Here is a 13491-nt window from a genome sequence, read left to right as displayed (position 1 = left end):
TTGAACATGAATTTTCAACTAACAGAAGAACAACAGATGCTACGCAAGATGGTTCGCGATTATGCGGAAAATGAAGTGGCACCAACGGCGGCAGAGCGTGACGAAGAAGAGCGCTTTGACCGTGAGATATTTGACAAAATGGCAGAGCTTGGCCTAACGGGTATACCTTGGCCAGAAGAATACGGCGGAATAGGTTCAGACTTTGTGAGCTATGCGATTGCAGTTGAAGAGTTATCTCGCGTTTGTGCCTCAACAGGGGTCACGTTATCCGCTCACATCTCACTTGCGAGCTGGCCGATTTATACTTACGGAAATGAAGATCAAAAGAAAACCTTCTTACAACGCCTAGCAACAGGTGAAGCTTTAGGGGCTTATGCACTATCTGAGCCTGGAGCAGGTAGTGATGTGGCATCTATGCGCACTACAGCTAAAAAAGACGGTGACGACTATATCCTAAACGGTAACAAGGTTTGGATCACAAACGGTGGTGTCGCCGATATTTATGTGGTGTTTGCGAAAACAGATGTCGATGCGAAACATAAAGGCATCTCAGCATTTATCGTTGAAAAAGGCACAGATGGCTTTTCATTTGGTAAAAAAGAACAAAAGCTTGGAATCCGTTCTTCTCCTACAACGGAGTTAATTTTTGAGAACTGCCGCGTACCTAAGGAGAATTTACTAGGTGAAGAAGGTGAAGGGTTTAAGATTGCTATGACTACATTAGATGGTGGTCGTAACGGAATTGCTGCACAAGCAGTCGGAATTGCGCAAGGTGCTTTAGATGCGGCAACTGACTACGCGAAAGAGCGCGAACAGTTCGGCAAGCCAATTGCGAACAATCAAGGCATTTCCTTCAAGCTTGCTGACATGGCAACTCAAGTTGAAGCATCACGTCTACTTACTTACCAAGCTGCGTATAACGAGTCAGAAGGCATTCCGTATCAGAAGGAATCAGCAATGGCAAAGCTTTACGCAGGTGATACGGCAATGAAAGTGTCAGTTGAAGCTGTGCAAGTTTTCGGTGGTTATGGATATACGAAAGATTATCCTGTTGAGCGCTTCATGCGTGATGCGAAAATCACTCAAATTTACGAAGGAACACAAGAAATCCAACGTTTAGTCATTGGAAGAATGGTGACGAAGTAAGTTAGTTCACTTTAGATTTGCTACAGGCGGACGCTTTCCGCAGGCAAGGCGAGGGCTTCCCAAAACTCACTATTGTTTCGTATTGGGTGATTTTCAGCTCGTGCTGTTCCCGCGACGAACAGGACGTGGCCGCTTTTAGCCGACCAGGAGTCGCCGCCTTTCGTAAATTATTTTGAACTACTTGCTTCTTCAAATTAGGATTTTCACATTTGCATTTATATAAGTACAGAAAGGATGAAACCAATGGATCAACTAGCAGACCGCATAGCGAATCAAGACCAACGAGCTTTAGCTCGGGCCATCACCCTAATCGAAAACGACCACCCAGACAAACTCGAGCTGATGAGTGAACTTAACGCGCGCAAAAAACACGCCCATTACATTGGCATCACCGGGTCGCCTGGCGCGGGCAAAAGCTCACTCGTTGATAAACTCATCACCTTGCTTCGTGAAAAGCAATACAACGTTGCGGTCATCGCAGTTGATCCAACCAGTCCTTTCAGCGGCGGCGCCCTTCTTGGAGACCGCGTACGCATGCATAAGCATTTTACCGACCAAGACGTATTCATTCGCAGTATGGCAACCCGTGGAAGTCTTGGCGGGCTTGCTCGTGCGACTAAGGATGCGATTCGCGCATGTGATGCTTACGGTTTTGACTACATTATCGTTGAAACGGTCGGGGTCGGTCAGTCTGAACTCGACATCATGAAGGTTGCTGACACGACCGCCGTCATGTTAACACCTAACAGTGGTGATATTCTGCAAATTTTCAAAGCAGGCATTATGGAAATCGCAGACCTTTTTATATTAAATAAAGCTGATTTACCAGGCGTTAGAAAACTTAAGAATACACTGCGTGACCTCATTCATATTGCTGGTCACCGTGGGTTCGAGCCACAAATCATCGAAACGAGTGTGAATGAAAACTTTGGATTTAACAAATTATTTGAAGCTTTTCAAAAGCATCGTCATTACTTAGATGAGACTGACGAGGGGCAAAAGAAGCGAAGCGAGCAGCTTCGTTATGAAGTCTATGAACTCATGCAAGAAGCATTATGGAAAGACGTTTATCAGTTCGTCAATAACGACTCTGATAAACAAGAAGAGCTTAAGCAATCAGGTGATCCGTATAGCCTTGCGAAAAAAGTGGTTATCGGAATGGCGTAAAGAAGGTGAAGCGGATGGTTAAACCCATTGATTCATCGATTAAGGATGAACAATTAATCCAAAAGCGTCGTGAGCAGCTACAAAAAGGAGCGGTATCTCTTTTTAAGCAAAAAGGGTTTCACCGTGCAACAACTAGAGAAATTGCTAAGGCTGCTGGTTTTTCAATCGGGACGCTATATGAATATATTAGAAAAAAAGAAGACGTTCTTTTTCTCGTCTGTGACGCTATTTATGATGAAGTAAAGGCGAGGATGGAAGCGGTTTTTAATACAAAAGAGACGTCAGAAGACACGCTATATCAAGCCGTTAAGTCTTACTATGAACTAATGGATGATATGCAAGATGAAGTCTTGGTCTTATATCAGGAACTTAAAGCACTACCAAAGGATGCTCAGGATTATGTGCTAGAAAAAAGAACGGCAGATGGTTCATCTTTTGGAGCGGGTTATTCAAAATAATTATCCTAGGATGACGAGAGACCAGCTGACCATCATTGCCAATAACATATTCATCCAAGGCCAAATGTGGGGATTCAGGCGCTGGATTTTACAAAAGGAATTTTCGCTTGAAGAGTATACGAATTTGCAATTTGATTTATTAAAAAGTCAGCTTGAGCTGACGAGAGGAGGATGAGCCTTATGCAACAACAGGAAGTCTACAAAGTGAAGCATCCTGTTCGTTTTGTGACAGCTTCGAGCTTGTTTGACGGCCACGATGCATCGATTAACATTATGCGCCGTATTTTGCAGGCGAGCGGGGCAGAAATCATTCACCTTGGGCATAACCGCTCGGTTGAAGAAGTGGTTAATGCGGCAATCCAGGAGGACGTACAAGGGATTGCGATTTCTTCTTACCAAGGTGGACACGTTGAGTATTTTAAGTACATGGTTGATTTACTGAATGAAAAAGGTGCTGGCCACATCCGTGTTTACGGCGGTGGGGGCGGGGTTATTTTACCTCGTGAAATTAAAGAACTTCATGACCATGGAGTAGCACGTATATTCTCACCTGAAGATGGTCGTCAGCACGGTCTTCAAGGGATGATTAATCAGATGTTAGAGGAGTGCGATCATCCGACGCCGCTTGAGCTTGAATCAGATGCAGCTAAAGCGCAACAAGGTGATTATCAAGCAATCGCGCGCCTTATTTCACATGTTGAAAATGAAGACGTCACGAGTGATAAGCTTCAAGATTTATTAAAAATTACGCGCGAGGACGTGCCGGTATTAGGGATTACTGGAACAGGCGGAGCGGGTAAAAGTTCATTAACGGATGAACTTGTTCGCCGTTTTATTAACGAAGTGCCAGATAAAAAGCTTGCGATTTTATCTGTCGATCCTACGAAGAAGAAAACAGGCGGTGCGCTACTTGGTGACCGAATTCGTATGAACGCGATTTTTAACGAACGTGTGTATATGCGCTCGCTTGCAACAAGAAGTTCAAAAACGGAATTGTCACAGGCGATTTTAGATGCGATTCGCGTTGTCAAAGCAGCTGATTTTGACTTCATCATTGTTGAAACAAGCGGGATTGGTCAAGGGGATGCCGAGATCACTGAGATTACGGACCTATCGATGTACGTGATGACAGCTGAATTCGGTGCGCCAACTCAGCTAGAGAAGATCGACATGATCGACTTTGCTGACTTCATCGTCATCAATAAGTTTGAACAAAAAGGGTCAGAAGATGCGTTTAATCAAGTTCGTAAACAGTACAGTCGTAGCCGGATGCTATTTCACGAAGACCATGACACATTCCCAGTGTTTGGCACGATCGCATCACAGTTTACGACCCAGGTACGAACACACTATTTGCTTCAATTTTAGAAACAATTAACGACCGTTACGGCTGGGAGGCTGAAGTTCCGTTTGATACAAAGATTAAGCTAGTTGAAAAGCAAAACTTAATCATCCCACCAGAGCGTCGTCAATATTTACGTGATATCGTGCAGACAGTGCACGGGTATAAAGAGGATGCGAAGAAACAGAGCGATATTGCGCGTAAGCTTTATCAATTAAAGGGAACCGAAGAAGAAATCGGCCAAGTTGAAGAGCTTATTCAGCTAATTGAGAAATACGAGAAAGAATTAGAAGCTGACAACAAGGAAAAGCTTGATAAATTTGATGAGCTAAAAGAGACGTACACAAAGGATCAGTTGTCCTATAAAGTTCGTGATAAAGAGTTTACCGTTGACTTAAATACGGAAAGCTTATCTGGAATTAAAGTTCCAAAAGTCGCGCTGCCAAAATACCGCGACTGGGGCGACCGTTTATACTGGATGCTCATGGAAAACGTGCCTGGTGCCTTTCCATTTACGGCAGGGGTGTTCCCATTCAAGCGTAAAGGAGAAGATCCGACTCGTCAGTTTGCTGGTGAAGGAACGCCAGAACGTACGAATCGCCGTTTCCACTATTTATCGAAAAACGAACCGGCTAAGCGCTTAAGTACAGCTTTTGACTCCGTGACGCTATATGGTGAAGATCCTGATGAGCGCCCTGACATTTACGGTAAAGTTGGAGAATCTGGCGTAAGTATTTGTACGTTAGATGACATGAAGAAGCTTTATGATGGCTTTGACTTAGTCGATCCAATGACGTCTGTCTCAATGACCATCAACGGTCCTGCGCCGATTATTCTAGCGATGTATTTCAATACAGCTATTGATCAGCAGCTGAAGAAGTTTAAAGACGAAAACGGCCGCGAACCGAGCCAAGAAGAGTACGAACAAATTAAGGTCGAGACGATCTCAGTTGTTCGTGGTACGGTTCAAGCCGATATCTTAAAAGAAGATCAAGGACAAAACACGTGTATTTTCTCAACCGAGTTTGCCCTTCGCATGATGGGGGACATTCAGGAGTACTTCATTAATAATGAAGTCCGTAACTACTACTCGGTTTCAATCTCGGGCTATCACATTGCTGAAGCAGGAGCAAACCCAATCAGTCAGTTAGCCTTTACCCTCGCAAACGGCTTTACGTATGTTGAGTATTACTTAAGCCGCGGCATGGATATTAACAAATTTGCGCCAAACTTATCATTCTTTTTCTCAAACGGCTTAGACCCTGAGTATACAGTCATTGGCCGTGTGGCGCGCCGCATTTGGTCGGTTGCGATGCGCGATAAGTACGGTGCGAATGAGCGAAGCCAGAAGTTGAAGTATCACATTCAAACATCAGGCCGTTCACTTCACGCGCAAGAAGTTGACTTTAATGATATTCGTACGACACTGCAGGCATTAATCGCGATTCAAGACAACACGAATTCGCTTCATACTAATGCGTATGACGAAGCCATCACAACACCAACTGAAGAATCCGTTCGCCGTGCAATGGCGATTCAAATGATTATTAACAAAGAATTCGGCTTAACGAAAAACGAAAACTCATTACAAGGGTCATTTATTTTAGAAGAGTTAACTGACCTTGTTGAAGAAGCCGTTTTACAAGAGTTCGAACGCATTAACGACCGCGGTGGCGTACTCGGCGCGATGGAACGCCAGTATCAACGCGGTAAGATTCAAGAAGAGTCTCTTTACTATGAAGGTAAAAAACATTCAGGCGACCTTCCGATTGTAGGGGTTAACACGTATGTGAACCCGAACCCACCATCAGAAGATGAAATCAACTCGATGGAAGTTGCCCGTGCTTCTAAGGAAGAAAAACAGCAACAAATTAAGAATTTACATGACTTCCAAGACAGAAATGCTGACAAATCTGAAGAAGCATTAAACCGCCTTAAGGAAGTTGCAGCGTCAAACGGTAATGTGTTTGAAGAACTCATGGAAACCGTTAAAGTGGCCAGTCTAGGCCAGATCACAAACGCCTTATACGAAGTCGGCGGGCAGTACCGTCGTAATATGTAATAAGTCAAACCACCAACCTCGCCGTTGGTGGTTTCCTTATGCAAAAAGGTCGATAAAGGAACTTTAGGGGTAGATAAAAAAGCTTTTTTACTTCGTCGACAAATTTCGTGGTAGATATTTTTCAAATAGGGGTAGATAATTAACGGAAAAAACAGAGAAGTAGCCTTTTTGCCACAGCGAAAAAGCATCCACTTTGAATAAATCCTCGTTTTTATGTCTAAAATTAATTTTGTACTTGAATTGACTAATGGTTGTGGTATTCTGTAAACTAGAAAAATAGCATAATTATGGTTTCCGCCATCGACATTGGGTAAAGGAGTGCTGGAAGTGACGTTGGAAAAGTATACCAAGGAAGAAGTTAAAGAGGTTTCAATGGTTGAAGTTGCTTATGAAATCTTAGCAGAAGAAAAGAAAGCGATGAACTTCAATGAAATCTTTGAACTCATTGCAGAAGCAAAGGAATTCACCCAAGAGGAAAAAGAAGAATACATCGTTCAATTTTATACAGATTTAAATATTGACGGACGCTTTATGTCAGTTGGTACAAACATCTGGGGCCTTAAAAAGTGGTACCCATATGATCAGCAGGAAGATGATACGATTTCCTTCACTGAAGAAGTACCAAAGAAAAAGAAGAAGAAGAAAAAGAAGAAAAAAGAAAGAAGAGCTTCTTGAAGATGAGGTGGAACCTGAACTTGGAGAAGATGACTTAGTCACTGAAGAAGATGATGACGAAGAACTTTTCGAGGAAGATCCGGAAGACGATGATAACTTCGTTGAAGATGACGACGAAGAAGATTTATAAAGTTTAGCTTGACTTCTTAAATATAAAACTTTAAGATTTTATGTGGGCTCTCAAAAATAGACAAGCTCCCGACTCAGTTCGGGAGCTTTTTTATTTTATAGAGATTCTTAATAAATGATTAGTGTTAAATCGAACTTATAAGGAAAACTTATAATAAATACTCCCCGATCCAGATGTAATAGAAAGGCAGGATGTAACATGACAAAGTATATTTTCGTAACAGGTGGAGTGGTTTCATCTTTAGGTAAAGGAATCACAGCAGCATCACTCGGTCGTTTGCTAAAAAATCGCGGCCTAAACGTCACGATTCAAAAATTCGACCCGTACTTAACGTCGACCCAGGGACGATGAGCCCCTATCAGCACGGTGAAGTATTCGTTACCGAAGACGGTGCTGAAACGGACTTAGATTTAGGACATTATGAGCGATTTATCGATATTAATTTAAATAAATACAGCAATATCACAACAGGAAAAGTTTATTCATCAGTGATCCGTAAAGAACGCAAAGGTGATTACTTAGGCGGCACTGTGCAGGTTATACCGCATATCACCAACGAGATTAAAAATAAAGTTTTCCAAGCTGGTAAAGAAACGAATGCAGATGTTGTCATCACTGAAATTGGCGGAACGGTTGGGGACATCGAAAGCTTACCGTTCTTAGAAGCGATTCGTCAGCTGAAAAGTGATCTTGGTCGTGACAACGTCATGTATATCCATTGTACACTTGTGCCATACATTAAAGCAGCAGGGGAACTGAAGACTAAACCAACTCAGCACTCCGTAAAAGAGCTTCGTTCACTTGGGATTCAGCCAGATGTGATTGTGCTTAGAACGGATATGAAAATTAGCAAAGAAATGAAAGAAAAAATCGCACTGTTTTGTGACATCAATGAAAAAGCAGTAATAGAAGCATTAGACTGTGATGTATTATACGAAGTAGCATTAGAATTAAAGCAGCAAGGATTAGACCAGCTTGCGGTTGATCATTTCAAATTAAGCACGCCTGAGGCCAACATGGATGAATGGGAAGGTTTAATTCAAAAGGTTAAAAACCTATCTTCTACAGTTACAATCGGGCTTGTAGGTAAGTATGTTTCCTTGCAGGATGCGTATATTTCAGTCGTTGAAGCATTAAAACATGCTGGGTTCGCGCATGATGCTGATATTGAAGTGAAATGGATCAGCTCTGAAGATGTGAACGATGACAACGCAGCTGATTATTTATCAGATGTCGATGGGATTTTAGTTCCTGGTGGATTTGGTGATCGCGCCATTGAAGGTAAAATTTCTGCCATTAAATATGCGCGTGAGAACAAAGTGCCATTTTTAGGAATCTGTTTAGGCATGCAGCTTGCCACCGTCGAGTTTGCGCGTAATGTGTTAGGTCTTGATGGTGCACATTCAGCAGAGATTAATCCTACAACGCCGCATCCAATCATTGATCTTTTACCAGAACAAAAGGATGTTGAAGACTTAGGAGGAACGCTTCGCTTAGGTGTTTATGCTTGCCGTCTTCAAGATAACACGAAAGCATACGACGCTTATGCTGAGGAAGTCGTGTATGAACGCCATCGCCACCGTTATGAATTTAATAATCAGTACAGACAAGACATGGAATCAGCTGGGTTTGTTTTTTCAGGTAAGAGCCCAGATGACCGCTTAATTGAAATTATCGAGGTAAAGGATCACCCATGGTTTGTGGCTTCACAATTTCACCCTGAATTTAAATCGCGCCCAAATCGCCCCCAGCCTTTATTTAGAGATTTTATCGAACACAGTCTAGCAAGCAAACGACAAGTTACGACAAAATAACTGATTGATTAACTCCCGTTTTTGGTAAAGTTAAACTATACTGAACAACCTGGGGGGTAATGATGATTAAAGGTGAGGTTTTGTGGTAGATGATGAACCTGGCGTTCGTCTGTTGTTATCAGAAGTTATTAGACGTGAAAATTATAATGTGACAACTTATGAACGTTCAGATCGAGCTTTTACAGAAGCTTTAACAAAATTACCGCAGATCATCTTCTTAGATTATTTAATGGAACCTTGGCGCGGAGATGAGGTTATTAGACGGTTAAACGAAGAATCCGCAGACATTCCAGTCGTGTTAATGAGCGGGATGGCAGAACAGGAACTTCGAGATCATCTAGGCGATGCAGAAGTATTTGATGTGATAGAAAAGCCTTTTTCGGTTGAACAAATTCACCAAATATTAGAGGGGCTTAACGTTAAGATTTAGTTGCGATTTTAGGGTGCAGTTGGTATTCTATTAAATAGGTACGATTTACATCACAAGGAGGAACCAGTTGTGCCATTACAATCTATGACAGAGATGCTCAACAAGGCAAACCGTGAAGGCTATGCGGTTGGGCAATTTAATATTAATAACCTGGAGTACTTTCAGGCGATTTTACAAGCGGCTGAAGAAGAACAATCTCCAGTCATCATCGGTGTTTCGGAAGGAGCAGCGAAATATTGTGGTGGCTTTAATGTCGTCACTGCTTTAGTTAACGAATTAATGAAGTCTTATCAAACAACTGTGCCTGTAGCCATTCATTTGGACCACGGCTCAAGTTTCGAAAAATGCGCAGAGGCGATTCATGCTGGATTTACATCTGTCATGATTGATGGCTCTCATTTTCCATTAGATGACAACATTGCTTTAACACAAAAAGTCGTTGAACTAGCGCACCTTCATGGTGTGTCAGTTGAAGCAGAATTAGGACGCATCGGTGGACAAGAGGATGACATCATTGTTGAAGATGCAGAAGCCGCTTATGCGATTCCATCAGAATGTGACCGTTTGGTTCGCGAAACGGGTGTGGACTGCTTTGCTCCGGCATTAGGATCGGTTCATGGTCCATATAAAGGTGAGCCAAATTTAGGTTTCGACCGAATGGAAGAAGTCCAAAAGTTAACAGGTGTACCACTCGTGTTACATGGCGGAACTGGTATTCCGACAAAAGATATACAACGCGCTATTTCATTAGGTACGGCAAAAATTAATGTGAACACCGAGAACCAAATCGCTCAGGCGAAAGTCGTTCGTGAGGTGTTAGCTGAACAGCCAGAACAATATGATCCGCGTAAATACTTAGGACCAAGTCGCGAGAAAATTAAAGAGACCGTTATCGGTAAAATGCGCGAATTTGGTTCGTCAAATAAAGCTTAATAACCATATGAAGATGGCTAATCCGTAAAACTTGGGTTGGCCTTTTCGTGTTTAATATTGGTTCTGATTATGATTTAAAAGTTAAGGTGGCGACTCCGGGTCGGCTAAAAGCGGTCACGTCCTGTGACCAATGCCGACACTAGAACGTCGTGTTCGTCGCGGGAACAGCACGAGTCTCGAGACCCCACAGGCAGCTTGCTGCCGAGGAGGCTCGAGCCGTGCCCGCGGAAAGCGTCCACCGAAAGCGATTCATAAATACCATCTGAATATTTTTATAGGAGGCAAATATTATGAAATTTTTTTATTGATACGGCAAATATTAGTGAAATTAAAGAAGCACACAGCTTAGGCATTTTAGCTGGTGTGACAACAAACCCATCCTTAGTAGCTAAAGAAAACGTATCTTTCCACGAACGTTTAAAAGAAATAACAGAAGTCGTAACAGAAGGTTCTGTTAGTGCAGAAGTTATTTCAGAAGACGCAGAGGGAATGCTTAGAGAAGCAGAAGAGCTTGTGAAAATTGCACCAAACATTACAATCAAACTTCCAATGACGCTAGAAGGATTAAAAGCTTGTAAAGCCTTAACAGACCAAGGCGTTAAAACAAACGTAACACTTGTTTTCTCAGCTAACCAAGCCCTACTTGCAGCGCGTGCTGGTGCAACTTATGTATCACCGTTCTTAGGACGTTTAGATGATATCGGTCAAAACGGCATGAACTTAATTGCGGAAATCGCAGAGATTTTCGACCGTCACGGAATCGAATCTGAAATTATTGCAGCAAGCGTCCGTCATCCAATGCATGTTCATGAAGCAGCTTTACACGGCGCGCATATCGCAACCATTCCGTTTAAAGTGATCGGACAGTTAGTTAAGCATCCGTTAACTAATCAAGGTATCGAGAAGTTTTTAGCAGATTGGGAGCAAGCGAACAAGTAAGAAGCATGTTTTAAAGCTTTTTTCGCATAATAAGGATAGATTAACTTAAGAGGAGTCTTATTCAATGGAAAAATTACTCATCGAAGGTGGACACACGTTACAAGGGCAAGTTCGAGTAAGTGGAGCCAAAAACAGTGCCGTTGCTTTACTCCCGGCAACGATTTTGGCTGAAGGCGAAGTGACATTAGAAGGTCTCCCAGACATCTCAGACATTCAAACGTTAAAAGGCCTTTTAGAAGACATCGGGGGTAAGGTTGAACAAATGGTGAAGATGTGACAATCGATTCATCAAATATGGTTTCAATGCCACTGCCGAATGGCCGGGTTAAGAAGCTAAGAGCATCATATTATTTCATGGGTGCTATGCTTGGCCGTTTTAAAAAGGCTGTCATTGGTATGCCTGGGGGTTGTAATCTAGGCCCCCGCCCAATTGACCAGCATATTAAAGGTTTTGAAGCTCTAGGTGCACAGGTAACGAACGAACAAGGTGCGATTTACTTAAGAGCTGATGAACTTCGTGGCGCTAAAATTTATCTAGATGTTGTTAGTGTTGGCGCAACGATTAATATTATGCTAGCAGCGGTTCGTGCAAAAGGAAAAACCGTTATTGAAAACGCAGCGAAAGAACCTGAAATCATTGATGTCGCAACCCTTTTAAACAGCATGGGTGCGAATATCAAAGGAGCAGGAACGGACGTCATTCGTATTCAAGGTGTCGAGCATTTAAACGGCTGTCGCCACACGATTATTCCAGACCGAATCGAAGCTGGAACGTATACGATTATCGCGGCATCTATGGGGAAAGAAGTTGTCATCGATAATGTGATTCCGATTCACTTAGAGTCACTGACGGCTAAGCTTCGTGAAATGGGTGTTAAAATTGTCGAAGAAGATGACCGATTGATTGTGACGACGGATAAAGTCCTGTCGAGTGTCGATATTAAAACACTAGTTTATCCAGGTTTTCCGACGGATCTCCAGCAGCCATTTACAGCGCTGCTAACGCAATCAACCGGAACGAGTATTGTCACCGATACGATTTATTCTGCCCGTTTTAAACACGTAGATGAACTGCGCCGAATGAATGCGAATATAAAAGTTGAGGGAAGTTCAGCGGTCATCACCGGACCAACGACGTTAGAAGGTGCGAAAGTAAAAGCAACAGACCTACGTGCTGGAGCGTCACTTGTCGTTGCGGGTTTAATGGCCAATGGCGTGACAGAAATTGTAGGTGTTGAACACATCGACCGTGGTTACGCGAATTTAACCGACAAGTTAGAAGCCTTAGGGGCTAACGTTTGGCGTGAAGATTTGACTGATGATGAAGTGAAGCAATACCAAAATTCATAAGGTGTCGATATAGGGGAGGAGCTTTTTAACATGGAAAGAAGTTTATCAATGGAAGTAGTACGTGTAACTGAGGCAGCTGCACTTGCTTCAGCACGATGGATGGGACGCGGAGAAAAAGAAGAAGCAGATAACGCCGCAACAGAAGCGATGCGTCATGTATTTGATACGATCCCAATGGACGGTCGTGTTGTCATCGGAGAAGGTGAACGTGATGAAGCTCCGATGTTATACATAGGAGAAGAGCTAGGCAGCGCTGAAAATCCAAAAGTAGATATCGCGGTTGACCCTGTTGAAGGGACAAACATTGTCGCTGAAGGGTCATGGAATGCACTAGCAGTTGTCGCGATTGCAGATCGCGGTAAGATGCTGCACGCACCTGATATGTACATGCAAAAATCGCAGTTGGACCAGAAGCAGTTGGAAAAATTGATCTGAATGCATCAGTGACGGATAATTTGAAAGCTGTCGCAGCGGCTAAAGGTAAAGACGTTGAAGACGTTGTGGCAACGGTCTTAAACCGTCCGCGTCACCAGGCGATCATTGATGAGATTCGCGCTGCAGGAGCACGCATTAAACTTATTCCAGAAGGCGACGTGGCAGGTGCCATCAACACAGCTTTTGATGACACAGGCGTTGACATCTTATTCGGAGAAGGCGGCGCACCAGAAGGCGTCTTAGCAGCAGTCGGTTTGAAGTGCTTAGGCGGGGAAATCCAAGGACGCCTCGTTCCGAAAAACGACGAGCAAGTAGCACGATGCCATAAGATGGGCATCGAAGACGTTAACAAAGTCTTGCGCATGGAAGACCTGTGCGGAGGCGACGACGCTATTTTCGCCGCAACTGGCATCACAGACGGCGAACTGTTAAAAGGCGTTCAGTTCAAAGGCGGCATCGCCACAACTGAAACACTCGTCATGCGCGCCAAATCAGGCACTGTTCGTTTCATCGACGGCAAGCACAGCCTAAAGAAAAAACCAAACCTCGTGTTTACAGACCAATAATGTGTATGGAACGTTTCCGGCAAGGGCCGGAAACGTTTTTTAAG

General features: G+C 43.2%; 7 protein-coding genes and 5 pseudogenes. All 12 read left to right on the top strand.

Going from position 1 to position 13491, the window contains the following annotated elements:
* The first annotated feature begins 6 nt into the window (after positions 1–6).
* The 12 genes and pseudogenes from JCM13188_RS13280 (at position 7) to glpX (ending at position 13447) form a co-directional block, all read left to right on the top strand.
* Complete coding sequence (locus JCM13188_RS13280; protein ID WP_054754564.1) at positions 7–1146, top strand: acyl-CoA dehydrogenase; 1140 nt, start codon at positions 7–9, stop codon at positions 1144–1146.
* A 243-nt stretch (positions 1147–1389) separates the two neighbouring features.
* Positions 1390–2313: a methylmalonyl Co-A mutase-associated GTPase MeaB gene (gene meaB / locus JCM13188_RS13275; RefSeq protein WP_054754563.1), complete on the top strand. Its 924-nt coding sequence runs from the start codon at positions 1390–1392 to the stop codon at positions 2311–2313.
* Between the two features lie 14 nt (positions 2314–2327).
* Positions 2328–2946, top strand: a pseudogene (locus tag JCM13188_RS13270) (TetR/AcrR family transcriptional regulator).
* Between the two features lie 5 nt (positions 2947–2951).
* A pseudogene (icmF, locus tag JCM13188_RS13265) lies at positions 2952–6175 on the top strand (fused isobutyryl-CoA mutase/GTPase IcmF).
* 327 nt (positions 6176–6502) lie between these two features.
* Positions 6503–6850, top strand: a complete 348-nt coding sequence (gene rpoE / locus JCM13188_RS13260) for a DNA-directed RNA polymerase subunit delta (protein ID WP_054754562.1) — start codon at positions 6503–6505, stop codon at positions 6848–6850.
* Positions 6851–6857: 7 nt separating this feature from the next.
* The gene (locus JCM13188_RS19330; protein ID WP_279401849.1) at positions 6858–6980 is read left to right on the top strand and encodes a hypothetical protein; all 123 of its coding nucleotides are present in this window, start codon (positions 6858–6860) and stop codon (positions 6978–6980) included.
* A 198-nt stretch (positions 6981–7178) separates the two neighbouring features.
* Positions 7179–8794, top strand: a pseudogene (gene pyrG, locus JCM13188_RS13255) (CTP synthase).
* A gap of 82 nt (positions 8795–8876) precedes the next feature.
* On the top strand, positions 8877–9224 hold the full coding sequence (locus JCM13188_RS13250) for a response regulator (protein ID WP_054754561.1): 348 nt from the start codon (positions 8877–8879) through the stop codon (positions 9222–9224).
* Positions 9225–9293: 69 nt separating this feature from the next.
* Complete coding sequence (gene fba, locus JCM13188_RS13245; protein WP_054754560.1) at positions 9294–10157, top strand: class II fructose-1,6-bisphosphate aldolase; 864 nt, start codon at positions 9294–9296, stop codon at positions 10155–10157.
* Between the two features lie 303 nt (positions 10158–10460).
* Positions 10461–11096 carry a fructose-6-phosphate aldolase gene (gene fsa / locus JCM13188_RS13240; RefSeq protein WP_054754559.1) on the top strand — a complete coding sequence of 212 codons (636 nt, stop codon included), beginning with the start codon at positions 10461–10463 and terminating at the stop codon, positions 11094–11096.
* 64 nt (positions 11097–11160) lie between these two features.
* Positions 11161–12446: pseudogene (murA, locus tag JCM13188_RS13235) on the top strand (UDP-N-acetylglucosamine 1-carboxyvinyltransferase).
* 30 nt (positions 12447–12476) lie between these two features.
* Positions 12477–13447 (top strand): annotated as a pseudogene (glpX, locus tag JCM13188_RS13230) (class II fructose-bisphosphatase).
* Positions 13448–13491 lie beyond the last annotated feature (44 nt).

The sequence above is a fragment of the Piscibacillus salipiscarius JCM 13188 genome (assembly GCF_001311865.1).
GTDB lineage: Bacteria > Bacillota > Bacilli > Bacillales > Alkalibacillaceae > Piscibacillus > Piscibacillus salipiscarius.
This window is presented reverse-complemented; position numbering and strand designations above follow the sequence as displayed.